Raw genomic sequence first — 23872 nt, forward strand, 5'->3', positions numbered from 1 at the left:
GGTGAACCCCCGGCCGCATCACCGGGACCGGGCCCGGCACGGCCTTCGGAGGGCGCCGTGCCGCGCGCGTCGCGCGGCACATACACCACCGGCCGCGTGCACGGCACCGGGCACGGCGGGTCGGCCGGCCCGGACAGCGCCCGCACCGGTCGCGCGCCGAGCACGGCCGTCCACGCGAACGCCATCGGCACCGCGGACACCTTCGGCTGCTCGTCGACGTCGCCGGACTCGGGCAGCGCGTGCCGCACGGTGATCCGGAACCCGGTCGCGTCGACCTCCGCGACCTGCACGGTGGTGCCCGCGGTGCCGGCCGGCGGCGGCCCCTGCGCACTGACGAACACCTGTGGCACGTCGGCGAACGCGCGCACGAAGTCGACCCGCGCCGACCAGTGCGCCCGCGAGCCCTCGGCGGCTATCGCGCCCCGGCCCGGCCGGCCCGCGAGCAGCACGGTCGGCCCGGGTCGGTGCGCGTTGCGCCGGGCCCCGTCGCCCACGTCCACCCCGCGCGTATCGGTCCGGTACACCGCGAGCGGCACATCACCCGGCCCGGCGACGTCGCCGGCCTCCAACAGCCGCGGCCGGCCACGCGGCCCGCCACACTCGCGGCGCAGCACCACCGCCAAGGACCCGGTCGCCGCGTCCGGCACCGCGAGCACGTCGTCGTCGCCGAGCACGACCAGGTCGCCGCCGCGGGTGAGGGCCACGCCCGGATCGACCAGGAGTCGCCCGTCGCCGAGCGACCACACCGCGAGACCCACCGCGACGCCCCACGTGCGATGCGCGGCGCGGGTGTGCCGGGCCAACTGCCGGGCCTCGTTCGCGGTGAGGTCGCGCAGATCGGCGGCGGCCAACCGAACGCCGGGTTCCTCGACCACTCGGTCCGGGGTCGCGGTCATCGTGATGCCTCCGCTCGCTCACCGGGTACCGCCACGACGCGATCAGGGGTCATGGTCATCGGGGCGCCTCCGCCCACACGCCGACCGCCGCCACCACACGACCGGGGGGTCGCGGTCATCGCAATGCCCCCACCCGCGCATCGGGTCCCCCGACCACACGATCGAGACCCGCCGTCATCGGAACGCCTCCACCCACCCACCGACCGCCGCCACGGGCTCGCCGTCATCGGGGCACCTCCGCTCGGACGGCGCGAACGGCGTGCTCGCCCGGCACCACCAGGGCCGTCGGCGGCACGCACAACCCGCCGCAGCCCGGCGGGCCGCCGTCGGCACGCAGCGCGAGCGCGGTGACGTGGTCCACGCCCGGGGCCTCGTCCAGCACGCGCAGCACCTCGCTGCGGTGCACATCACGGCCGAACGGCCAACCGGTGCCGTGCGGTCCGCCGGTGATCGGATGCAGGAACGTGTCCAGCGCGGTCCGCACCGCGACGGCCGTCACGCCCGGGTCGGCGCCCGGGAGCAGCGCCACGGTCACCTCGGCGGCGACCACGACGTAGCGCGGCCCGGTGACGAACAGGCGGGTGCCGGTCGTACGCAGCCCGGCCAGGTGTCGGCGCACCGCGCGCAGCAGGCCCGCGGTGGGTTCGGGCCGGCCCCGAGGGAGCGTGGGCACCACGACCACGCTCACACAGCCCGAGGCGACCAGGCCCGGCAGACGCGGGTCGGTCTCGGCGAACGCGCGGACCCGGGCGATCCGGGTCCCGGGGGTGTCCAGGGCGCAGCGCTCGACGCCGGCCAGGGTCACCGCGCGTTCGGGGGCGGCGAGCCGGAGCACCGCGGCGCGGGGCAGCTCGTCGAGGGAGTCGGCCTCGGTCGCGGCGAGTGCGTCCACGAGGCGCTCGTGCGCCCACAACGCGCGTTCGGCGCGGGCCGCGGCGGCGACCGTGTCCTCGGCGTCGGTGCCGCCCACCGCCGGGCCGACCAGGGTGACGGTCAGCGCGCCGGGGGCGGGTGGGCCGCCCAGGAGCACGCGGGTGCGCGCGTCGGGTGCGACGACCACGGGCGCCGGCGGGGCCAGGGCCGCGCTGCGGGCTCCGGAGGTGGTGCGGTACGCGGCAAGCACGGTGCGGCCAAGCTCGGGCACCCGGCCGGCGCGGCCGTCGCCGAAGGTGAGCGTGCCGGTCGCGGCGTCGAGCACGGCGTGCAGGTCGGTGCGGCCGGCCGCGTCCAGATCCGGGACCAGGCGGACCGGCTCGACGCCGCCCACCGGGTCGACCAGCCACACCCGGTGGGGCCCCGGCGTCGGCGAGTCCGCGGCGATCGCGCCGCCGGGCAGGGTGAACGCCTGCTCCGGCGCGCCGTCGCCGACGCCGGCCGCGACGAGTTCGGCCACCAGCCGCCCGGGGGTCGCCGGCGTCGGTGCGATCCAGCGCAGGATCCGCACCACCGGGGCGGCCGGGTCGTCGGTGCGCACGGTCCGTACCACGCGCGCACCGTCCACGGTGATCGCCAGCGGCACCAGCGCGCCCTCGACCAGGGCCGCCGCACCGGTCAGCACGGCCGTCGAGGCGACGTCGTAGGCGCCGACGGCCGCCGTGGCCAGGACCGCCTCGACCGCGTCGGCGACCACCCGGCGAACCCGCGGCGGCGCGTCGTGCCGGCCCCGGTCGAGCCGGCAGCGCACCCACGCCCGGGTCCCGGCCGCGCCGAGCGGCTCGACCGGCAGCCCGGCCGGCCCGAGCCGCAGCCGCACGGCGCCGGATCGGGTCAGCGACCCGGTCCGGTCCACGACGTCGGCGAGCGGCTGCCAGGCGCCGCCCGCCCGAGCCTCCCAGCGGGTGTGCGCGTCGTGGTGCGGCGCGCTGCCGGCGACCTCGGCCGGCTCCGGGTCGGTGTCCAGATACAGCGCGAGGGCGGTGCCCGCGGGCAGCGCCCGGTCCAGGCCCAGGACGAGCGCGGCGCCCGCCCGCGGGTCGGGGCCGAGCGCGTCCACCGGGGCGCCGCCGAGCAGCGTGGGTGTGTGGTCGGTCCAGCCGAGGGTGTAAGCCGACTGTTCGGCCGTGCCGTCGTCGGTGCCCGCAGCGATCACCGACGCGCCGGTCAGCGGCAGCGCCTGCGTCGTTTCCAGTCCGGTCGCGGCGTCGGCTCCGTGCGCGACGAAGCCGAGCCGGGCGGGCAGTTCCGACGGCGCGCCCGGGCCGGGCCGGACCGCGAGCACCACGCGCGCCGCGCTCGGCGCGGCCGGGTGTACGCCCAGCAGCGCGAGCAGTTTGCGTCGATGCCGATCGGTGACTCGCGAGGCCCGGTAGACGTCGGTGTCCACGAGCCACGCGAGCATCTCGATCACCGCGATGCCGGGATCGGAGTGATTGTGGTCGGTCCACTGCGGACTCTCCAGCGGCAACAACGCCCGCGCCTCGGCGACCAGATCCGGCCAGCGTCGGGTGTCCAGACTCGGAGGGAACAGGGGCATGCTTCAGAACTCCCTTCCCGGCGATCGCGAGGACCGCCAAGACATCGACGCGCCGCCCGAGTACGAGGACCCCGGGTACGAGGACCCCGGGTACGAGGACCCCGAAGGCGCCGACGAGCCGGCCGGCCGGGGCGACCCCGATTCCGCCGCGCCGGCGAGCCGCACGACGAGCGGGCCGGCGCACACCACCGCGTCCGCGGCCACCGGCACCGCGTCGCCGGCCGGCACCCCGTCCACCGTCAGGTCGAGCGTGGTCACCACGTCCACCCCGGGCACCGCCTCCAGCCGTCGGGCCAGGTCGGACAGGTACACGCCGCGGCCGAACGGCCAACCCGTGCCCTGCGGTCCGCCGTCGAGCGGATGCAGGAAACGGGCCAGATCGGCGAGCACCGCACCGCGCACCTGCCCGGCGTCGCCGGCCCGGGTCGGCCGCACGGTGGCGGCTACTCCGACCGGGAAGTAGCGCACGCCCTCGACCACCAGCCGGGCCGCCGCCGGCATCCGCGCCCGGACCGCGTCCCGCACCCGGCGCAGCAGTTCGCCGGTGGCCTGCGGCCGGTCGCTGCCGTCCCGCGGCACCACGACCAGCCGGACCACACCCGGCGACACCCGCCCGTGGCGGTCGCGCGCACCCAGCGCGCGGGCCGCCGCGATCGCCGGGACGGTCTCCCGGGCCAGCGCGGCCACGTCGGTCTCGGTCAGCGCGAGCCGGCGGTGCCGCAGCAGCGCGGGGCCGCGACGCAGGACGTCGGGAAAGCGCTCGGCGTCGGTGCCGCCACTCGTACCGCGCGGGTTGCTCACCCCGCCCACGGCCACCGCGCCGACCGCCTGGGTGATCGCGCCGGCCGGCACGTTGCCGGCCGCGCCGCCGCCGGAGCGGTACACCCGCAGCCGCACGTTGTCCGGCCCCACCGCGGGCACCCGCCCGTGTCCGTTCCCGCCGAACAACACCCGTCCGGTCGCGTGGTCGCAGACGTAGACCCGGTCGGCCGGGCCGGCCAGACCCAGCGAGGGCACCTCGTCCCAGCGCACCCACACCTGGGTGACCCGGCCGGTGCGCGGATCGGCCACGGTGCGCAGTGCCGTGCCCGCTCGATCGGCCAACTCCCGTTGCAGCAGCGGCAGGTCCACGGACGCCCGGTCGCCGTCGAGTTCGCGCACCTCCAGCACGGCGCCGTCCAAAACCGGCGTGCGCAGCGCCCGGAAGACCTGTCCGGCGCTGCCGTCGGCCGAGCCGAGCAGTTCGTCGGTGATCGTCTGCACCTGTTGCACCTGTGCCGCGTTGGGCACCAGCGCGTTCAGGGTCGGCCGCGGAGGGTCGGCCTCGGCCGGGAAGCGGGCCCGGATCCAGGTACGGGGCGTGCCGAACCGGGCGGGCGGGGCGTCGCGCAGTTCGCCGCCGGCGTAGGCGCGCGAGAGCCGCTCGCGCACGGTGAGCGTCGCGCCGTCGGCGGCGGCCACGACCACCGGTTCGCCGCCGCGCAGGTCGGTGATCAACAGCCGGTCGCCGGGCGCGAATCGGGCGGCGGCGCCGCGCCCGAGCAGGGTGACCGTGTGGTCGGCGGCGCCGGTGACCGGTGCCCCCGGTGGGCCGCCCGTACCGGGCCAGATCAGGCCGATCACGCCGGCGCGGGTGAAGCCCTCGCTGCCGTCGTCGGTGGCCAGGGCGACCCAGCCGGTGCCGTCGTGGCCCTCCCAGGTGGGACGCACCGGTACCGCGTCGGGGTCCTCGTCGGCGGGCTCGACGTACAGGCCCAGGCGGTCGGCGGGCAGTTCGCCGTCGAAGCCCAGATACAGCGTCGGCGCGGTCTCGGCCATCGGCCGGAACGGGGTCGCGCCGGTCCCGGGAAAGGCGAGGGCGGCGGTCAGATCGGCCCAGGCGTGGTCGTCGAGCGCGAGGATGTGCCGCGGCTGGTCCGGCCCTGCGACGTGCCGGTAGAACACCTCGAACCGGTCCAGCACCGGCGGGCGGGGTTCCACCACGGGCAGGAAGTTGAGCACGCCGGACTTGTCGGTCCAACTCACCTGGCGCAGGAACGAGAAGCTGCCGCGTTCCAGCCGGGCCCGCAACCAGCGGCGCTCGTCACCGGTCACCGGGGCCGGCGCCCAGTCGTCCGGCACGGTGAAGTGCAGCGCTCCCGAGCGTTGCAGGGCCAAAACCGCAGGCGCGCCCGCCGCGCCGATCGCCCGCCAGCGGGTGCCGTCGAAGTACTCCCAGGTCACCTCCGGCGCGGTGAGCTGGTTCGGGGTCTGCGCGCCGGCCACGGCTTTGAGCAGGTCCTCCGGTGCCAGGCTCTCCAGCGCGGTGGCGATCGCCCGGGCCTTCGCCACCTGGGTGTCCACGGCAGACCTGGCCGCGTCGATGCGCGCGGTCACGTCGGTGACGAACGCCTGCGGGTCGGCGCTGAGGAAGGACGGCAGCGGAGTGTCCGCCAGGTACGGGGTGGGTGTGGCCAGCACGGTGCCCAGCGCGGAGGCGAGCGCGCCGTGCGCGGCGACCACCTGCGCGTCGGTGCCGCCCGCGAGCGCCTGCGCCAGTGCGGCCCGGGGCGCGGTCAACGCATTGGCGCCGGCGGACAGTTGCGCGGCCACGTCGGCGGTGGCCAGCAGCAACGCGGCGCTCGCGCGCGGGGCGCCGCCGAGCGCGGACAGCGCGGCCGCGAGGTCGGCGGCCGGATCGGCGGCGGTCTGCGCGGCCTTGACGTGGTCGCGGGCGGAGCCGACGTTGGCGAACAGGCCCGGTTCGGCCTGCGCGGCGCCGCGCAACGAGGTCAGCGCGTCCCGCAGATGCGCCTTGACCTGGGTGTACCACGTGGTCGGGTCCTCGTCGGACAACGGCGAGACCACCGCTCGACCGAGGTCTCCGCTGACCGCGGTCAGCGCGGCCAGCCGGGTCGCCACGGTGCGGATGTCGGCGACCGTCTTGTCCCGGAACTCCTTGGCGTTCTGCACTCCCCCGGTCAACTCGCCGGTGCGCTGGTCGGCCTCCTCCGCCGCGGTGCGCGGCCGGCCCACCACCACCGTCACCCGGGCGCCCGGCTTGGCGAACGCGGCGTCGCACGCCACGTGGAACGCGCTGCCGCGCACCGGTGCCGGGCCCAGCGGGGTGAACGCCCGGGTCAGGTCCACCGCCTGCGCGTCGGCGACCGCCTTGTCCGGAACCAGGCCGGTCCGCAGGGTCAGGTCCAGGTGGGCGGGGGCGTCCAGGGCGAGCGGCGCGGTGAGGTCGTCGGGGTCGTCCAGCGGGAAGTAGTCCACACCCGGCTGCGGAACGCCCGTGCCCGCGGTGAAGGTGTCGGCGGCGGTGGGCGGCACGGTGACGCCGAACCGTACGGTGTGGCCCAGGTGTTCGGCCGCGACGGTGACCGGGATGCCGGGCTTGGCGGCCTGGTTCTCCTTGCTGCCGGCCGTGGTGTCCGCGACGTGCAGGGTCGCGGTGGCCGGCGCGGTCGTGCCGTGCGCGGCGTGGACGGTGACGGTCGTGTCGGCCCCGGTCGGCGGTCCCGCGAACAGCGCCAGGCGGGCATGCGTACCGACCGCCGCCAGCCGCAGGTGCGCCAACTCGGGCACCACGAAGCCCGGTTGGGCGCTCAGTCCCGAGTCCAGCCGAGCCCGTAGCCAAAACGACTCGATGCCCGAGACGGTGGTGGCCACCGCCGTCGCACAGGGCGCGACCAGATGCACCGTGCCGGAGCGGGTGAGCCCCGCGGTCCCGTCCCGGGAGGCGTCGTCGCCCTGGCCCCAGGGCGCGAACGGCCGCCAGGCCGCGCCGTCCCACCACGTCCAGGTGATCCGCAGCGGGGTCGAGGCCGGCCGGCGCAGGACGACGGTGATCTCCACGCCGGCCCGCCCGGCGAACGCCAGGAGCGTGTCGTGCGCCAGATACAACTCCCGCACGGCGGGCCGCAGTCCGGTGAACAGCGTGACCGGACGCCGGGCCGGCACGTCGGCGGAGTGTTCGGCGGCCGCATCCGCGCCCGGGTCCAGGCTCCACACCTCGACCAGGGGCGCGCCGGCCAGCGCCACCGTCTCGCGGGTCTCGAAGACCAGCGGCGCGTCCTGCCCGGGCACGGTGGCACCCAGCCGGGATCCGGCGGTCACCCGGGCCCCGCTCACCCCGGGCAGCGCCTGGAGCAGCACCGTGCCGGCGGCGCCCTGCGCGGGCAGCAGCGATACGCCCACCATGTCCAGGAGCGCGGCCAGTTGCCGGTCGGGCAGCGCGGCGAGCCGCTCCTCCAACGCGGCCAGCAGCGCGCCGAGTCCGTGCGCCGCGCCCAGCGACGGTCCGCCCGGGGTGGGGTGCCAGTCGGGCACCCAGCCGGTGCGCGCGGCCAACAGCGCGGCGACCACCTCGGCCCGACTGCGCGGCGCGCTCACGTGGCCGCGCCTTCGTGCAGGTGGAACGGGTAGACGAGGTTGTAGAAGGTGTTGGTGGCGCGGATCCGGTAGTCGATGCGCACGTCCAGTCGACCCGCCGCACGATCGGCCACCGACACGTCCACGCCCAGCACGTCGATCCGCGGCTCCCACGCGGTCAGGCCCTGTTCCACCCGCAGCCGCACCAGCGCGGCGGTGGCCGCGGTGACCGGCTCGAACAGCATGTCCTCCAGGCCCGCGCCGAAGTCGGGACGCATCACCCGCTCGCCGCGCCGGGTGCCCAGGATGAGCAGTACCGACTGGCGGACCTTCTCCGGCCCGGCCGCCTGGGCCGCCTCGCCGAGCGGGTCCAGCCGGGCCGGCGCGGCCCAGCCCCGACCGAGCACGGCGGCATCGTCGGGCGTGCGCTGCACGGGGTCGGGATTCAGCGGCGCGTTCGGCTCGGCCACCGTCAACCTCCGATCAGCACGGTCGGCACGCCCGCCACCACCGGCGCACCACAACCCGCCAGGTCGCCCTGGCGCAGCGCGCCGCGGCCGCCGACGAGCACCGTCGCGGAGCCCTTGGTGAACGGCGACGGCGGATGCGCGGCGGGCGGCGGGAAGGCGCACGCGTGCATGTCGCCCTGCACCGCGGCGGGCAACCCACCGATCAACACGGTGGGCACGCCGGGTCCCGCGACCATGCCGGGGTGACCGGTGGGGTCGGTGACGCGCGCTGCTGCGGGCACGACTGCCTCCTCGGGGGGTGGGTGTACTCGGGTCGCGGGAAACGGGGTGGTCGGTATCCAAAGGGAGGGTCAGTTGATCTTCACCAGCGCGCCCTGGATGCTGCACGTGGCGGCGGCCTGCACATCCGCGCGCGTGGCGTTCACCGCCAGACCGTTGCCGGCCTTGACGCTCACGTCCAGGCCGCTCACGTCCACCGAGCGGGTACCGGAGACGGTCACCGCGCCGGACGTGGTCAGCGAGATCTTCGCCGCGCCGCCGGCCACGGCCAGGGTGATCCCGTCGACGGCGATCTCGATCGAGTGGCCCAGCACGTGGGACAGGGTGATCGACTGGACGAGATCGTCGATGACCACCTCGTGGCCCACCGGTGTGCGGATGACCCGCTTGCTCACCGAGTCGATGGGCAGATCCACCGGAGGACGCGAGGTCATCGTCCACAACCCGCCGAGCACGTAGGGCTCGCGCACGTCGCCGTTGCGGAACGCGACGAGCACCTCGTCGTCCGGCTGCGGCATGAACCACACCCCCGAGCCGTCGCCGGCCACCGTCGCACACACCCGCGCCCACGGCTCGATGCCCGGCAACCACGCGTACCTGACCTGCACCCGTCCGGCCCCGGTCAGATCCAGGTTGTCCACCACCGTGGCGGGCGCCACGCCGGTCACCCGCGGACTGTCGGACTCGTGGACGTCGTCGAGGGCGTCGAAGAGCGGTTCGAACATGCCGGTCCTCCCATGGATCGAGCGGTACGTCGGGAACGGGTCGGGGGCGAAGCGGCCGCCCGGCGCGGGCGACGCGAAAGCGGCCATCGGCTCACGAGTTGGGCGCCGGCAACGACAGCAGCCCGCCCTGGACGCGCACCGCGCCCTGCGCTGCGGGCGGGATGCCGTCGAACCAGATCTCCTTGCGCAGGTCGAACGAGGTGCGATAGCCGCCGCCGTCGAGGGTGTGCTGCGCCGACACCACCCGCCACAGGCCGCCGAACGTCTCGCCGACACCCTCGATCCGCAACACCCGGCCGGCGCTGATCCGCGGATCGCCCACGCACGAACCACTCGCGGTGGTACGCCGGTTCAGCCTCGGCAACAGCTTGGCGACGATCAGCCGCGGGGCGGTGGCGATGGTCACCGGCTCGTCCACCAACAACACCTCGGCGCCGCCCGCGATCGGCAACCCGAAACCCGGGGTCACCTCGATGGTGAGCGCCTGCCGGTCCCAGTCGTAGCCGACCGAGACGGTCAGTTCGAGCCGGATCTCCGGCCGCCACACCCGCACCGACACCCGCGCGACCTGGCCGACCGTACTGATCCGCGGGGTGAACTCCATCAACGAACGCCCGTAGCGCAACGTCACATCGGAGGAGAGATTGCCGGCGGGCGACATCAACCGAAGCACGAAACCCGACGGCTCGTTGTCGTGCTCGACGATCAACTCCCACGCGTTCTCCACCGCGATCTTCTTCAGGAAGTCCAGCGTGGTCTCCGACTGTTGGCGGCGCACCACACGCTGGCGCATGCTCGGGTCCTCCGCCGAGGCCACCACGTCCACCACACCCAGTGCCGCGGACAGGAACGCGCCCAGCGGGTCCAGCAGCGGGACCATGCCGTGCTCGATCGCGAGCACCGGCGCCACCACCGGATCCGGCAGCGGGAACACCCCGAGCTTGGGCACCGGCACACCGAACCAGCGCGCGGGCGAGGCCGCGGCGAGCCGGGTGCGCCGGTCCTGGGCGACCACCCGCAACATCGGCATGCCGTCGGAGGGGAAACTCGCCTCGGTGCCGACCACTTCGCCGGTGAACAACCGACGCGGTTCGTCCGGCGCGTAACCGAGCGCGATGCTCACCTCGGTGTCCAGCCGCAACAGCGGGTCGTCGAGCCAGCGCAGACCCTCGTTGGCGAGCGAGACCTCCAGCCGATCCGCGTCGCCCATGCCGGTCTGGCAGGTCACGCCGGTGACCGAGCCGCGCAACGCCGCCGGCGCCGGCCGACCGGCGAAGCGCAGCCGCATCTCCGGGGCGTACTGCGGAAACGCGCTCATGCCGGCACCTCCCGGGGCGGCGTGTCGAAGACCTCGTTCGTGGCCGGATCCCGATACGGCAGCCGGGGCAGGTGCAGCGTCGCGCCGACCGGCAACACCCGCGGATCGTCCAGGCCGTTGTGCAGCGCGATCGGCCGCCACGCGGACGCCGAGCCGTATTCGCGCCAGGCGATCAGTTGGAGGCTCTCGCCGGCGACCACGGTGTGCGCCTTGGTGTAGTCCGAGGTCTGCCGCTTGACCTCCTTCGCCTCCATGTCCACATTGCGGAACTCGCCGAAGGTGACCGTCAGTCGGGCCCGCACCGGGGTCCCGTCCGGCTTGAACATCACGAACTTCTGCGCGACCCGGGTCAGCACACACGTGAAGGTCAGGCTCGACCACGCGAACACCAGCGGCGGCGGCGCGTGCAACGTGGGATCGATGTCCATCAGATCCACGATCCGGCGGACCAGGATCCGCACGTCGCTGCCCGCACCCGCCTGGTCGTTCGCCTCCAGCGAGTCGAGGAACAGCTCCATCTCCAGCGTCTGCGCGTTGCCGTGCACGAACTGCACGACGGGCGCGGACAGCCCCGGCACCGGGAGTTGGGCGTAGGTCGTCTCCCGGTTGACCGTGTAGTCCTCCGGGTTGAACAACACACGGGTACGCGCACCGGTGACGGTGTTGGTGATCGTCGCGCGTTCCATCACGGTCATCGGCTCCACCCCCGACGTTCCCGGCGGGCGAGCACCCGACGGTCGATCTCCCGGACCACCCCGTCCACCAGGCGCGGCAGGTCGGCCGAGGTGAGCGCGGGCGCCGTCGCACCGTGCCCGTGCGCGGGCTCGACCCGGCCGCGCACCGACGCCTCCGCCGGCGCGGGCCGCCGCTCGGCCGCGGTCGAAACCGGCGCCGGGCGGCCGGGCAGGGTGAGCGTCAATCCGCCGCGGGGCCCGCCGGCCCGACCGGGCGGGGCGGCCGGGCGGGCGTCGCGCGGCGTCGCGCCGGGGCGGCCGGCTTCCTCGATCCGTCGACCGTGGCCGGCCCCGTGCTCGTACAACTCCCGTGTCACCCGGCCACGTTCGGCCACCGCACGGCCGGGCCCCGCGAACGCGGTGCGCAACACGGGCGCAGGCAACCGACCCGGACCGGCGGACGGCGACCCGGACGACCCGCCGGACGGCGCACCGGCCAGGGCCACCATGCGCGGCACGCTCACCCGCACATCCAGTCGTACGTGCGCGCAGCGCCGGATGTCCGGAGCGGACCCGGACGCCGAGCGTGGCGCGCGCGGGGGCACCGGGCGCGGCGGCGTGTGCAACACCAGCCCGATCCCGGGCAATCCGGCCTCCACCCGGCCTGCGGCACGGCCGCCGACCAATGCCTCGGCCCGGGACCGGAGGCCGGCGAGCATCGACGCCGAGGCCGATCGGACCGGCCATCCGACCGCCGGTACGCGTACTCTCGTGACGTCCACAATCCCCTCCTTTCCCCATGCGATCCACGCGGTGCGGTCCTCGCGACGTCGGTGGGCCGTGCCCCGCGCGCTCCGCTCTAGAGCGCGTCGTTGAGGCGCTGGTTGATGGCCGACACCCGCTCCACCCACCGTCGGCGTTCGGCGTGGTCGAGGCCCATCAGTTCGGCGTGCGACCAGTGCAGGTGGTAGGCGACGAAGGCGATCTCCTCCCTCAGCCGATCGACCGGATATCCACGGATCCCCCCAGGCGCTCGTGGCCCGGGCGGACCTCCTCGCCGCAGTTCGGGCAGGACCCGTCCGCCGAACCGAGCGGCTCGTCCACGGTGTTGATCCGGTTGTACAGCTCCTGGAGATGCGCCAGGTCGGCGGCGAACAACGTCTCGATGGTGCGCGGCGTCACCGTCTCGACGCCGCCCACGCGGGTGACCACCCGGCTGAGCAGAATCACCGAGAGGTAGGCCGGATTGCGCTGCACGCGCGGGTCCGCCAGCGGCAGGATCTCGTCGGCGGCGGTGGCGAGCCGCATCGTGCCGTCGCGATGCAGCGCGCCGTCCTCACCGAGCAGCCCGATCGGCAGCGTGAAGTCGTGTTCGATCTGAAGCATGGTCACTGCACCCGCACCAGGCCCTCGTGGACCAGTTCGAGGGTCTCGATCGCGATGTCGTCGGACTCGGCCGTCAATGGCGGAGCCGTGTACTTGGTCGGCCAAGCCCGGACGAAGTTCCACCGCGAGGTGACCACACCGCGCCGATCCAGCAGCAGCACCGCGCCGTTGCGCCGCAGGATGTCGCCCTCGACGATCTGCTGATGCCACTCGTACAGCTCGGTGTCGGTGGTCATGCCCCACTTGAGCATGATGTTGGCGTATTTCGCCTGACCGGGGAACTTGTACGGGGTGATGTTCCAACCGCCCTCGCGGTGTTCCATCACCTCCACCGTCGCGTCGAGGCCGCTCACCTCGTGGAACCCGACCCGGATGATGCCGTCGAGTTCGACCTTGAAGTTGAAGTTGACAAAGGGATCCTGGATATCGCCCGTGCTCACGGCGTCCTCCGCTGCCTGTCCGTTGCCGATCGTGGGTGCCCGCCGGCGGGCCTGCCCGCGGGTTCGAATGCGCGCCTCCGCGCGCGGCCGGCCGCTACTGTTCGCTCACTTCCGCGCCGCCGTCCCAGATGCCGATGCGGACCACGATGAACTCCGCCGGGTACACCGGCTGTACGCCGATCTCGATGTAGAGCAGGCCGAGCTTGCGGGTGCTCGGCGGATTCAACGCCTCGTCGATCCGGACGAAGAAGGCGTCCTTGGCCTTGGCGCCGAAGAGCGCGCCGTCCCGCCAGACCCGGGTGAGGAATTCGGTGAGCGTGTGCCTGAGCCGGCCCCACAACTCCAGGTCGTTCGGCTCGAACACGGCCCCGCGCAGGCCCTCTTGGATCGACTCCTCCAGGAACAGGAACAACCGACGCACATTGATGTACTGCCAGTTGCGGTCACCCGTCGTGGTTCGCGCACCCCACACCACCGGCGATCCGCGCCCGGGCAGAATCCGCAGCGCGTTGACGCCGTCCGGATTGAGCAGGCCCTGATCGGCGTCGCCGAGCCGGCGTTCGAGTCCGAGCGCGCCCGCGATGCCGACATTGGCCGGGGCCTTGTGCACACCGCGGGTCGCGTCGGTGTGCGCGTAGATCCCGGCGATGTGGCCGGACGGCGGTTGGAGCACCACCGCCACCTTGGCCGGGTCGCGGAGTTGGATCCACGGGTAGTACAGCGCCGCGAAACCCTTGTCCAACGCACCCGTGAGCTGCGCGCGTTGCGCCTTGACGGTGACCACGTCGATGCCGGGCGCACTGTCCAGGATCGCGAACCGGTCGTAGAGCGACTCGCAGTGCTCGACGATCGCCCGCTGCGCGCCGATGTCGGTACACCCCGGGGCCAGCACGAGCGAGATCTCGTCGATCGGCCGCAGCAGCTTCAGGTGCTCGTCGATCCGGCCGGCCACATCCGCCCAGGACGTGGCCGGGTCGTCGGCGACCGCACCCGCCAACACGTACGTTCCGGCCTTGGGCCGCGGATCACCGACCGGTGTCGGGGCGTTCGGGGAGATCACGATCCTCAGGTAGCTCCGAGGCACCACCGGACCGCCCCACCAGCGCGGATGCGACGGCGTGGTGGACAGATTCGGGTACGTGGCCGCGTTGCCGTCGCGGTCGGTGACGGTGAGATCGAACTCGGCCGTGGCCACTCGGGTGGGCCCGGCCAGCCTGTATACCTTGGTCAGCGGCCTGCGCAGGGTCAACGCGTCGTTGGTGACCGCGGCGACGATCCCCCACTCGGTATTGGTGCCGTCGCCGATCCGCACCGACGAGCCGACCGGGACCAGCGGACGCAGTGCGATGCCGGCCGGTACCGTGAACCGCAACACCGTGTCCCCGGCGGCCAGGTCGTCCGAGGTCACCGTGCCGCCGACGAAGTCGGTCGCGCCGGACAGGCCCTCGTCGAGCACGATCGTGTCCGGCGCCTGTACCGACCTCACCCGCAGCTTCCGGGTCTCCGCGCCCTTGGCCACGACCACCCGTTCACCGGCCGCCAGGCCGTCGACCGCGTTCACGGTGAGCACACGCCGGGTGGCGTCCACGGCGGTGATGTTCGCCGTCCCGCGCGCCACCGGCAGATCGGTCCCGGCACCCGCCGCCGTCAACGCCGCGCCCAGCGCACTCGAATCGGTGACCCGGACCGAACCTCCCGCGCCGTCCGGACCGTCGAGCAGCGCCACCGCCCGGGCCACGGCCGGCGCACCCGTCGCACGACCCGGCAGATCGGCGCCGGCGGGCGTGGCGGTGCCCACCCGCAGGACGAAGCACTGGGTACCGCCGTTGCGGAAGAACCCGTCGACCGCGAGCGGCAGATAGTAGGGCACGTCGCCGCCGTCCACCGGCGGCCCGAACTGCGCGGTGAACGCGTCCGGACTGGTCACCAGGGTGGGTTCGGCGATCGGCCCCTGCCCGCTGATGCCGATGAACGCCGCGACACTGGTCGACACGCCCTGGATGGGCGCGGCGGGCTCGGTCTCTTCGATGTAGACGCCGGGGTACGAGACCTGCACGGCCATGGCGGATGTCCTCTCAGGTGAAGCGCAGTTCGATCAGCGCGTCGGGTGATCCGGGAACCTGGACCGCACCGGGTGCCGGCGGCGGCAATCCGGCGGCGGTGACGCGCGCCTGGTAGGCGCCCGGTCGCAGACCGACGAGCACGAAGCGCCCGTCGTCGCCGCTGCGCACCCGGGCCACCTCCCGACCCGCCGGGTCCACCAGCACCACGTCCGCGTCGGCCACCGGGACCGCCGGCACCGCCGGTCCCCCGGTGGCGTCGAGCACGAGGCCGCCCACGTCGGCGAGTTGCTCGCCGTGCCCGTCGCTGGCCCGCGTCGATCCGCCCTCGTAGGCGTCGTAGGAGGTCAGCACCGTGTGCACGACGCCGTCGAGCCGCCGGTCCGGTTCCGGAACCGGCATCGTGACGATCAGATAGACGGCCGGTCGCCAGGACGTGGCCCGGCCGACCGTCCCCCAGAACTCGGCCAGCTTGCTGAAGCCTTCCGGCGGCACCACCTCCACCGGCAGCTCCGCCTCGCGCAACGTCGAGGGCAGCTTGGCCAGTTGCTCGGGCGTCAGGATCGCCGAGGCGACCAGCGGGTCGGCGTCGAGCAGGAGTGCCAGGACCGCGCCGAGCACCGTGTGCTCCTGCTCGGTGGCGGGCATCTGCGCGCTGTCCTTGGCCGCGTTCCACGCGGTGATCAGGTAGTGGCAGCGGATCCGCGCCGGTTCGCGGCGCTCCACGATTCCCGCGTCGGAGGTGATCCGGCGCCGGATGTTCATCCGCATGTGCCGGTCCTCGCGCAGGTCGACCAGCGCGCAGTTGACCCACACCCCGGTGCTCGCGCCGACCCGCTGCCGCCAGTCGTCGTCCGGCGGCTGAAACCCGATCCGCGCACTCGTCAGCCCGGGCACACCCGCGACCAGGGTCTCCCGAATGATCAGGTCGAGGATGTCGATCACGGCTTCTTGCCCCGTCGGGAGGTGGGTTCGAAGGTGATGCCTTCCTTCGGGCCGCCCGGCCACCAGTAGTTGATCCGGCCGCCGCTGCGGTCCGCGCCCGCCTGCATCGCCGCCAGACAGGGATCGCAGGGGTTGTACTGACCGGTGATACGCATCGTCTGTCCAGGCTTCAGCGGGATCTCACGCGACGCCTTGGCCTCGGTGTGGCTCTCCTGGTTGGCCTGGTTCATGCCCACCTCCTGCCGCCGCTCCTTGGTGACACCACCGCTGTGGACCGTCTCGTGGTGGACCGGGTAGCCGTCCTTGTCCACGACCCTGACGCTCGCCTCGTGCGGGGGCCGGAAATCATCCTCCGCATGGCGCTTCACATCGGCTTCCAGACCTTGCTTGTAGCGCTGCGTCAGCACCTGGCCCGCCACCGGATCGCTCTTCTCCAGAGCCGCGAGCACGCGGTCCGGCTGGGTCTTGTACAAGGCTTCCAGTCGATCGAGGCCGGGGCCGTTCTTGTCCCGGCGAATCTCGGCCCGCAACTCCGCCGCCCGGGGCCGAACTTCCCTGAGGCGCCGCCGATGGGCCTGCTCGGTCGTCTCCGCGGAGCCGGTTTTCGCCGCAGCCGCCGCCTTCCGAGCCGCAGCGGCCGCCTCCTTCGCGGCCGCCTTCGCCGCAGCGGCTTCCGCCCGTTCGGCGGCCTTCCTCGCCGCCGCTTCCTTCCGGGCCGCAGCCGCCGCCTCCTTCGCAGCGGCCTTCGCCGCTGCCGCTTCCTTCCGGGCCGCGGCAGCCGCTCCCTTCGCAGCCGCCTTCGTCGCAGCCGCTTCCGCCCGTGCGGCAGCCTTCTTCGCCGCCACGTCCTTCCGGGTTGCGGCCGCCGTCTCCCGCGCGACGGTCTTGGCGGCCACCTTTTCCCTCCCGGCCGCGGCAGCCGCCGGCTTCCGGTCCGAGGTCTTCCGCGTCGCAGTCGCCCCGGCCTTCGGAACCGTCGTCTTGGTCGGCGTCGACGCGGCCGTCTGGGACCCGGGTCGAGCCTCTCCCCCCTCGACCGGCGCGGGCACGCTCTTCGCCGGCGGCGCGGTGGTCGTCCCCGCCGACGTCTTGTCGGCCCCGGCCTCGGACCCCGAAGGCTTTTCGACCGGACTCGTTTTCACCGGCCCGATCCTCACCGGCCCGGTCTTCACCGGCCCGGTCTTCACCGGCCCGGTCTTCACCGGCCCGGTCTTCACCGGCCCGGTCTTCACCGGCCCGGTCTTCACCGGCTCGATCCTCACCGGCTCCGTCTTCGCCGTACCCGAGGTCGGCGCACCGGGCACGCCGGCAGTCTCCGGAGTGCCGGCTGCCGGCACAGGCGTCACGGCCGTCGACGTGTGCGTAGTCCGCTTCGCCGGGGACTTCCTGCCCGGGGCTTTCCGGACGGAGGGTTTCGTGCCTCCCGCCTTGGGTGCGGCGGCGGCCGGTGCGGCGGGTGTCGGGGGCGCGGCGACGGGCGCGGTCGAGGGAGGTGCCGGGGACCCCAGCGGCGTACGCGGCTCGCCGCTCGGCTGCGGCTGCTTCACGGATGTCGCACCCTGCCTGCCGGCCTTCGGCGCGCCGCCCGCCGGCGACCGCTCGCCACGAGCCTTCGCGCTCCGGCTCATGGCGGCTTGCAGGAGGATTTGGTGCAGCAGGTTCAGGATGGCTTTCGCGAGGTCCTTCGCATCCTGCTTGAGCGCGGCGTCCCGGTCCGCTCCGGGCGGCCGATTCCAGTCCTGCGAGAGCCTCTCCACCAACGGTCCCAGCGTCACCGTCGCCAACGCCAGGTCGATCAGCACCCGGGCGATCTTCCGGTTGGCGCCCCCCGCACGCATACCGGCCACGGTGAGCACCGCGGCGACCACCTTCGTCCAGAAGTCCCGATCGGACGGCCAGCCGTGCGGATTCTTGTTGACGGCGTCCAGAATCGGCTTGACGGCGCCCAACACGTTCACCACGGCGAGCAGGGTCTTCACTTCCTCGACGTCGATCGCCGTAAGGACGGTCTTGGCGCCGAGTTGCCCGAAGATCTCGTACAACTCACGGTCGGTGAACAGGTCGTCGTTCTCCGGCTTCGTGGTCCCGAGTGTCTCGTCGTACTTCTTCTCCAGCCAGTCGCCGGCCGAGGTGACCAGGGACGAAACGGCAGGCGAACGGGTCGTCGGGTCGTACAGCTCGGCTGCCTTGGCCCGGTCTCGCACCGCCTCCAGCACCGGCCCCCCGGTCAGCACGTCGGTCGCGGACTTCAGTCGTGACCGGTTCTCCGGACTCAGGTCCAGAGCCGACGCCAGTTCGTCCACGCCGAGCCGGCCCACGTCGTGCGCGCTGTATCCGAACCCGATCAGGGTGTCGACGATCCCGGCGCCTTCGAGCAGGACGCCCTCCACCGCACCCAGGTTCTGCATGTCCGAGGCGCGGTTCTCCGCCTTGAGGCGGGCGACTTCCGGATCTTCCTCCCCCTTCGACGCCCGGGACACCCCGGGCGCGGTGCCGCCGCCGACGGAGGCGGACAGCCCCGCCGCGGCGCGCGCCCCCGCACTGTGCGCGGCGCCCTCGGCGGCGGTGCCGGCCGGGTGCACGCCGTTCGACCCCGGCCGCGCGCCGCCGCGCCGCTGCTGCACCACGTGCGCGAGTTCGTGGCCGATCAGTGCCCGGCCGGCATCCGAGTGCGGGTCGTAGCGGCCCGGCCCGAACACGACGTGCCGCCCCACCGCGTACGCCTTCGCGTCGAGCCGCTCGGCGGATGCCGCCGCCTCGGCGTCGGTGTGCACCACCACCTCGCCCAGCGATGTACCGAACGAGCGCTCCATCGCACCGCGCACCGACGCGTCCAACGGCCTGGCCCGCTCGGCCCGCGACTCCAACGCGGCGGGCAGGTGCGACCCTTTGTCGCCACCCGCCATGGCACCCGATGCCATCACACCACCCCGAGGGCTGCGGGGGCCTGCGGGGATGGCCCGATCTTGTCGTACTCGCGCGCCATCGCGCGCAGCACCGCGGCCCGGTCCACGGCCCGCCCCTCGGCTGCCGCCAAATGCGCCGCCGCGACCGCGACGTTGTGGATGTGGCCGCCCGAAAGCGGGTAGTTCTCGGCGAGTTCGCCCAGGTCGACATCGACATCGCGAGGCAGCGCGGGCGGCCAGACGCGCTGCCAGATCCGCCGCCGCTCGGCGGCCTCCGGGAACGGGAAGTGCACACAGTAGGTCAACCGCCGGATGAACGCGTCGTCCATGTGGTGCAACAGGTTCGTGGCCAGTACCGCGAGCCCGTCGTGGTCCTCCAACCGCTGGAGCAGGTAGGCCACTTCCAGGTTGGCGTAGCGATCGCGCGCGTCGTGCACCTCGCTGCGCTTGCCGAACAGCGCGTCGCACTCGTCGAACAGGAGCACCGCGTCGGTGCGCGCGGCGGCGGTGAACACCGCGTCCAGGTTCTGCTCGGTCTCGCCGATGTACTTCGACACCACCGACGCCAGGTCCACCCGGTAGAGCGGCAGCCCGAGCCGGCCCGCCACCAGCCGGGCGGCGAGCGTCTTGCCGGTGCCGCTGGGCCCGGCGAACAGCACCGACACGCCTCGTCCCTGGCCCGGCCGCTCGGCGAACCCGTGTCCGTCGAGCACCGTGCGATGGGCCGTCAGATGTGCGCACACGTCGTGCAGCCGCTCGCCGACATCGCTCGGCACGATCAGCGCCGACCAATCCTGCGACGTGCCCAACCGCGAGGCGAGTCGGCCCAGTTCACCACCGGTGACCTGCGCGGCCACCTCGGCCGCCTCGATCGGGGTGGTGTGCAGTTCGCCGCCCGTCTCGACCCGCCCACGGGCCCGGGCGGCGACCGCGTCCAGCGTGTGCCGCAGCTCGGGGCCGGCCAGGTGGGTCCAGCCGGCCAGTGGATCGGCCCCGGCGCCGCCCGTGACGTGCACGCCCCGCTCGGCCAGCGCGGCGGTCAGGCCGCCCGGGCCGCCCGCCGACGGTGTGCGCCGCACGGCCAGCGAGACCACCCGCTCGGCCGGCACGTCGGGCCCGGTCGGCGCGAGCGAGTCGGGGCCGCCGATCACGATCGTGTGGGGGAACCGCTCCCACACCGACGTGGGCGGCGTCAGCGCGTGAGCGTCCACCACGAGCACCGCCTCCCGCAGAATCGCCTCGGCGGCGAGTCCGCGCACGAGAGCCGGGTCGGTCAGCGCCTCCGGCCGTGTGGTCAACGCTCGGCGTCCGGCCCGGGCCGCGCTCCACCAGGCCAGGTCCAGGCAGTGCGCCGGTGCCGCGCCGTACAGGTGGGTCAGCGTCGGGTCGTCCCCCGACAGCCGGCCGACCAGCGCCTCGGCGGTCCCGGGGTCGGCCACACCGGCCGGTGCGTACGTGTCCAGGGTCGCGAACGGCGCCAGTTCGTCGGCGAGTCGGGTCACCCCGAAGATCCGCCGCAGCAGTACGGCCGAGGGCCGCACGGCGCTCGCGTACGAGGGCCCGGAGCCGGCGCCGAGCGTCTCGACCAGCCCGCTGCGCGACAGTGCTCCGGCCGAGGAGAGCCGAACCGCCACCGCCGCCCGGTCCGCGCCACTCTCGCAGCACAGCCGGGCGAGCAGGTCGAGCGTCGGGTACGGCTGCCCGGGATCGCGATGCAGCCACCCGATCACCCGACCGAGGGCGGGGTCCAGGTCCGGCGCGAGGGCCAACGCCACGACGGCCAGGTCGAATGCGTCGAATCCGCGGCGCGCCAGCGGCAGTGCGATGTGCGTCGGCAACGGCGGGCCCGTTATCAGGAGGCATTTCGGGCGCGGTTTGTCCGACAGCGTGTCGAGGACCTCTCCGTACGACGGGTAGAGCCGCTCCAGCGAACTCTCCTCGGGCTGCCGGTCGATCGTCGCCACGGCTCGGGAGAGCACGTCCGCGATCCACCGCTCCAGGTCGGAGAGGTCGGGAATCACGGATGCGCTCGAACCGATCGAGGCGGTGGCGGCCATGCCGCGATCCTTGATCATCGGCCGGGAGCGCGTCATCCACCCGACAGGACGATCTTTGCCGGCCACAGGAGTAGATCCACGACCGACCGCCGGAGCGTGCTTCTCCACCCGAGGTGGAGATCGAGGTCCACCCCATCGAGGCCGCGCCGGGCCCCGGAACAGGACCGAAGCCGGTTGCCGATACCCGTCGATCGGGGTTCGGCAACCGGCTTCGGAGCCACCCGCGTCCACCGGCGGCGAGTTGCGCGCTCCACCGAATCGTGCGGCACAACCACCCATCGTGGCCGCGCCGTCGTCGATTCGGACCTCGGGAGCACGACCGCCCGTTGGACAGGGCCGCGTTGGCCGACGGCGTGCGCACGCGCGTGCGTGCGCCGCCTTCGACGTCGGCGTCAGGAGGGCTTCTGCCCACCCTTGGCGGGCTGTTCGCGATCCGGCGCGCGCCGCGTACGCGGCGCGCGAACCGGTACCGACCGCAACAACATCGCCGCCGCCTCGCGATGCGGCACGCCCAACTTGCGCAGTACCGCGTGCACATGGGTCTTCACCGTGGACAAGCCGATGGACAACCGACGCGCGATCTCGTGGTTGCTCATCCCCTCGGCCATCAGGAAGAGGATCTCCCGCTCGCGCGCGGTGAGCGTCTCCGGCAGTGCGGACGCCGCGCCCTGCGGACCGATGGCCGGCGACTGCATGCGTTGCAACAGCAGCGCGGCGATCCGCGGACTGCACGACGCCTCGCCGCGCACCGCGCCGACGATGGCCGCGGCGGTCTCCAACACCGAGTACTCCAGCCCGATGAAGCCCGCGACACCGGCCTCCGCGGCGGTGATCACGTCGTCGCGCGCTTCGTCCACCCCGAGCGCGATCAGTCGGGTCTCCGGCGAACTGCGCCGGATCGCGCGGATCGCCGCGATACTGTCGGGCGTCGCCAGGTCGAGCAGCAGTACCGAGGGCCGCAGGCGGCGCGCACCGGCCACCGCCTCGGAGGCGGAGCCGCCCGAACCGACCAGACGCAACGCCGGTTCGTCGGCCAGCGCCCGCACGGTTGCTTCGCGATAGATCCGGACCGGGGTGATCACGACTACCTCGATCGCCGCACTCATCGGCTTCTCTCTGCCCCCCGCCGTCGAACGCTCACCGGGCGGTCCCCGCGTCACCGTCCCGCGAGTCCCGCGTGTCCCTCGTGCGGCGTGCCGCATCCGGTGACCGGCCCATCGACCGTCGACCACACAGGGTAATCAACCGGTTGCGCTAAGGGTACCGTCGCCGACGACGCCCCGCCACAAGCCTCAAAAGTCCGCGAACCACACCGAAAGAGCCGCCGGAGCACGTCATGTCCGCGCGCGGGGCCGGTTCCGCCGGCCGCGTCGCGACCGGCGGAACCGGCGGGGCCGGCCCGCGGGCTACGCCAGGGATTGCACCGGACGCCGCGTCGTCGTCTCGATCTCGCCCGCCGCCTTGTCCAGCAGTTGTCGGGTCAGGTCGGTCAACGCCCGGGCGGCGGCGATCTCCTCGCCGACCTGCGGCTGATCGGGGTCGTCCGGAAAGCGGCTCGCGTGCGCATGCGAGCGCAACTCCGTTCCGTCCCGCAGCCGAAGGAGCGCGGCGGCCTCGGTCCGCTTGCCGTCCTCCTTGAACTCCATCTCGATGTGCCATCCGACGATCTGCATGAGTGTCTCCTCCAGGCCCCCGGTCCGGTCGGTGCCGGTCGTACCCCTCCGCACCGGCGTGGTGCGTCGTGCCGCACCACGATGCTCCGCTCCCTTCCGTCACCTCGATCCGCGTCCCGCGTCCTACTCGACGCGACCACCCGCCCCCGGGTCGTCGTTCGCCCGCTCGCCGCCCGGCGGCGGTCCGGTCACCGTCACCCGGGCCGGGCGCAGCAGTCGATCCCCCACGCGGTAGCCCGGCGTGTGCACCACCGAACAGATCGGCGGATCCACCCCGGGCTCGACCCGATACACCAACGCGTCGTGCAGGTGCGGGTCGAACTCGTCCCCGACCGCGCAGAATCCACGCAATCCCAGGGCCCCGAGGGTGTCCTCCAGAGCGTCGACGGCACCGGCCACTCCGGCCGTCGCCTCACCGGCGGCGCGGGCCCGGTCGAAGTCGTCGACCACCGTCAGCAGTGGCGCGAGCACATTGGCCAGCGCGACCTCGCGCACCGCGAGCCGATCCCGGCGTACGTGTGCGCGATAGGCGTCGTAGTCCGCCCGGAGCCGCCGCAGTTCGTCCTCTCGCTCGCCCAATCGCCCGTGCAGCGCCGCGATCTCGGCCAACAGTGTGTCCAGGATCGGTGACTGCGGATGCCCGACGGGGACCGGCAACAGCCGCCCCGGGCCGGAAGGGGTCCGGTTCACGCGGTCCCACCTCCCTGCTTGTCGTCGTCGACGATCTCGGCGTCGACCACGTCGTCGTCGACGTCACCACCGGCGTCCGCCGCGGCCGCGCCCTCGGTACCCGGTTGGGGATTGGCATACAGCGCGCTGCCCATCTTCTGACTGATCGTGCCGACCTTCTCCGCGGCGTCGCGGATCGCGGCCAGGTCCTCGCCCTTGAGCGCGTCCTTGAGCTCGGTGAGCGACGTCTCGACCTCGGTCTTCACGTCGGCGGGCACCTTGTCGCCGTTGTCCTTGATGAACTTCTCGGTGGTGTACACCAGTTGCTCGGCCTGGTTGCGGGTCTCCGCGGCCTCGCGACGCTGGTGGTCCTCCTCCGCGTGCGCCTCCGCCTCGCGCATCATCCGGTCGATGTCGTCCTTCGGCAGGCCGGAGCCGCCAGTGATGGTCATCGACTGCTCCTTGCCCGTGCCCAGGTCCTTCGCGGACACGTGCACGATGCCGTTGGCGTCGATGTCGAAGGTGACCTCGATCTGCGGCAGCCC

At 73.7% G+C, this 23872-nt stretch carries 20 protein-coding genes; all 20 read right to left on the minus strand.

All coding sequences use genetic code 11. The features are described from left to right. Window positions 1–896: hypothetical protein (locus A3IC_RS52000; RefSeq protein WP_040875941.1), on the minus strand; the 896-nt coding region annotated here is incomplete at its 3' end. A 223-nt stretch (window positions 897–1119) separates the two neighbouring features. Next, window positions 1120–3369, minus strand: a complete 2250-nt coding sequence (locus A3IC_RS0101900) for a baseplate J/gp47 family protein (RefSeq protein WP_020548369.1) — start codon at window positions 3367–3369, stop codon at window positions 1120–1122. A gap of 3 nt (window positions 3370–3372) precedes the next feature. Next, complete coding sequence (locus A3IC_RS0101905; RefSeq protein ID WP_020548370.1) at window positions 3373–7746, minus strand: baseplate J/gp47 family protein; 4374 nt, start codon at window positions 7744–7746, stop codon at window positions 3373–3375. Continuing rightward, window positions 7743–8195: a GPW/gp25 family protein gene (locus A3IC_RS0101910; RefSeq protein ID WP_205354340.1), complete on the minus strand. Its 453-nt coding sequence runs from the start codon at window positions 8193–8195 to the stop codon at window positions 7743–7745. The genes A3IC_RS0101905 and A3IC_RS0101910 overlap by 4 nt, the downstream gene beginning before the upstream one ends. Window positions 8196–8197: 2 nt before the next feature. After that, complete coding sequence (locus tag A3IC_RS0101915; protein WP_026217775.1) at window positions 8198–8476, minus strand: PAAR domain-containing protein; 279 nt, start codon at window positions 8474–8476, stop codon at window positions 8198–8200. A gap of 69 nt (window positions 8477–8545) precedes the next feature. Further along, window positions 8546–9199, minus strand: a complete 654-nt coding sequence (locus tag A3IC_RS61705; RefSeq protein WP_106668749.1) for a phage baseplate assembly protein V — start codon at window positions 9197–9199, stop codon at window positions 8546–8548. A 91-nt stretch (window positions 9200–9290) separates the two neighbouring features. Beyond that, entirely contained in the window at window positions 9291–10517 is a 1227-nt protein-coding gene (locus A3IC_RS0101925; RefSeq protein ID WP_020548374.1) for a phage late control D family protein, read from the minus strand. Continuing rightward, the gene (locus A3IC_RS0101930; protein ID WP_079026198.1) at window positions 10514–11212 is read right to left on the minus strand and encodes a CIS tube protein; all 699 of its coding nucleotides are present in this window, start codon (window positions 11210–11212) and stop codon (window positions 10514–10516) included. Before A3IC_RS0101930 ends, A3IC_RS0101925 begins: the two co-directional genes overlap by 4 nt. Further along, entirely contained in the window at window positions 11209–11973 is a 765-nt protein-coding gene (locus tag A3IC_RS0101935) for a hypothetical protein (protein ID WP_026217776.1), read from the minus strand. The genes A3IC_RS0101930 and A3IC_RS0101935 overlap by 4 nt, the downstream gene beginning before the upstream one ends. Window positions 11974–12050: 77 nt before the next feature. Next, window positions 12051–12263 carry a DUF6760 family protein gene (locus A3IC_RS72905; RefSeq protein WP_425387295.1) on the minus strand — a complete coding sequence of 71 codons (213 nt, stop codon included), beginning with the start codon at window positions 12261–12263 and terminating at the stop codon, window positions 12051–12053. After that, window positions 12185–12577, minus strand: coding sequence for a hypothetical protein (locus tag A3IC_RS0101945; RefSeq protein WP_040876031.1), 393 nt, complete (start codon window positions 12575–12577; stop codon window positions 12185–12187). The genes A3IC_RS72905 and A3IC_RS0101945 overlap by 79 nt, the downstream gene beginning before the upstream one ends. A gap of 2 nt (window positions 12578–12579) precedes the next feature. Continuing rightward, complete coding sequence (locus A3IC_RS0101950; RefSeq protein ID WP_020548377.1) at window positions 12580–13017, minus strand: phage tail protein; 438 nt, start codon at window positions 13015–13017, stop codon at window positions 12580–12582. A 94-nt stretch (window positions 13018–13111) separates the two neighbouring features. Continuing rightward, entirely contained in the window at window positions 13112–15079 is a 1968-nt protein-coding gene (locus A3IC_RS0101955; RefSeq protein WP_020548378.1) for a phage tail sheath subtilisin-like domain-containing protein, read from the minus strand. Window positions 15080–15092: 13 nt separating this feature from the next. Next, window positions 15093–16022: a Pvc16 family protein gene (locus A3IC_RS0101960; RefSeq protein ID WP_026217777.1), complete on the minus strand. Its 930-nt coding sequence runs from the start codon at window positions 16020–16022 to the stop codon at window positions 15093–15095. Further along, a complete protein-coding gene (locus A3IC_RS61710) occupies window positions 16019–18943 on the minus strand; it encodes an eCIS core domain-containing protein (RefSeq protein ID WP_079026189.1) in 2925 nt (974 codons plus the stop codon). Before A3IC_RS61710 ends, A3IC_RS0101960 begins: the two co-directional genes overlap by 4 nt. Then, window positions 18943–20985 (minus strand): AAA family ATPase, encoded by a 2043-nt coding sequence (locus tag A3IC_RS52015; protein WP_158695771.1) that lies wholly within the window; start codon window positions 20983–20985, stop codon window positions 18943–18945. The genes A3IC_RS61710 and A3IC_RS52015 overlap by 1 nt, the downstream gene beginning before the upstream one ends. Before the next feature lie 392 nt (window positions 20986–21377). Further along, window positions 21378–22091: a LuxR C-terminal-related transcriptional regulator gene (locus tag A3IC_RS52020; RefSeq protein ID WP_020548380.1), complete on the minus strand. Its 714-nt coding sequence runs from the start codon at window positions 22089–22091 to the stop codon at window positions 21378–21380. A gap of 300 nt (window positions 22092–22391) precedes the next feature. Next, window positions 22392–22658 (minus strand): DUF1876 domain-containing protein, encoded by a 267-nt coding sequence (locus A3IC_RS0101980; protein ID WP_040876035.1) that lies wholly within the window; start codon window positions 22656–22658, stop codon window positions 22392–22394. A gap of 123 nt (window positions 22659–22781) precedes the next feature. Further along, complete coding sequence (grpE, locus tag A3IC_RS0101985; RefSeq protein ID WP_020548382.1) at window positions 22782–23348, minus strand: nucleotide exchange factor GrpE; 567 nt, start codon at window positions 23346–23348, stop codon at window positions 22782–22784. Beyond that, window positions 23345–23872: Hsp70 family protein (locus A3IC_RS0101990; protein WP_026217780.1), on the minus strand; the 528-nt coding region annotated here is incomplete at its 5' end. The genes grpE and A3IC_RS0101990, both read right to left, overlap by 4 nt.

It is taken from the genome of Embleya scabrispora DSM 41855, from assembly GCF_000372745.1.
GTDB classification, from domain to species: domain Bacteria; phylum Actinomycetota; class Actinomycetes; order Streptomycetales; family Streptomycetaceae; genus Embleya; species Embleya scabrispora.

Excerpts from the sequence above, each read along its gene's own strand:
- A3IC_RS0101900 (WP_020548369.1), bottom strand. The coding sequence starts at position 3,369 with ATGCCCCTGTTCCCTCCGAGTCTGGACACCCGACGCTGGCCGGATCTG.
- A3IC_RS61705 (WP_106668749.1), bottom strand. The coding sequence starts at position 9,199 with ATGTTCGAACCGCTCTTCGACGCCCTCGACGACGTCCACGAGTCCGAC.
- A3IC_RS0101925 (WP_020548374.1), bottom strand. The coding sequence starts at position 10,517 with ATGAGCGCGTTTCCGCAGTACGCCCCGGAGATGCGGCTGCGCTTCGCC.
- A3IC_RS0101930 (WP_079026198.1), bottom strand. The coding sequence starts at position 11,212 with ATGACCGTGATGGAACGCGCGACGATCACCAACACCGTCACCGGTGCG.
- A3IC_RS0101945 (WP_040876031.1), bottom strand. The coding sequence starts at position 12,577 with ATGCTTCAGATCGAACACGACTTCACGCTGCCGATCGGGCTGCTCGGT.
- A3IC_RS0101955 (WP_020548378.1), bottom strand. The coding sequence starts at position 15,079 with ATGGCCGTGCAGGTCTCGTACCCCGGCGTCTACATCGAAGAGACCGAG.
- A3IC_RS61710 (WP_079026189.1), bottom strand. The coding sequence starts at position 18,943 with ATGGCATCGGGTGCCATGGCGGGTGGCGACAAAGGGTCGCACCTGCCC.
- A3IC_RS52015 (WP_158695771.1), bottom strand. The coding sequence starts at position 20,985 with ATGGCCGCCACCGCCTCGATCGGTTCGAGCGCATCCGTGATTCCCGAC.
- A3IC_RS52020 (WP_020548380.1), bottom strand. The coding sequence starts at position 22,091 with ATGAGTGCGGCGATCGAGGTAGTCGTGATCACCCCGGTCCGGATCTAT.
- A3IC_RS0101980 (WP_040876035.1), bottom strand. The coding sequence starts at position 22,658 with ATGCAGATCGTCGGATGGCACATCGAGATGGAGTTCAAGGAGGACGGC.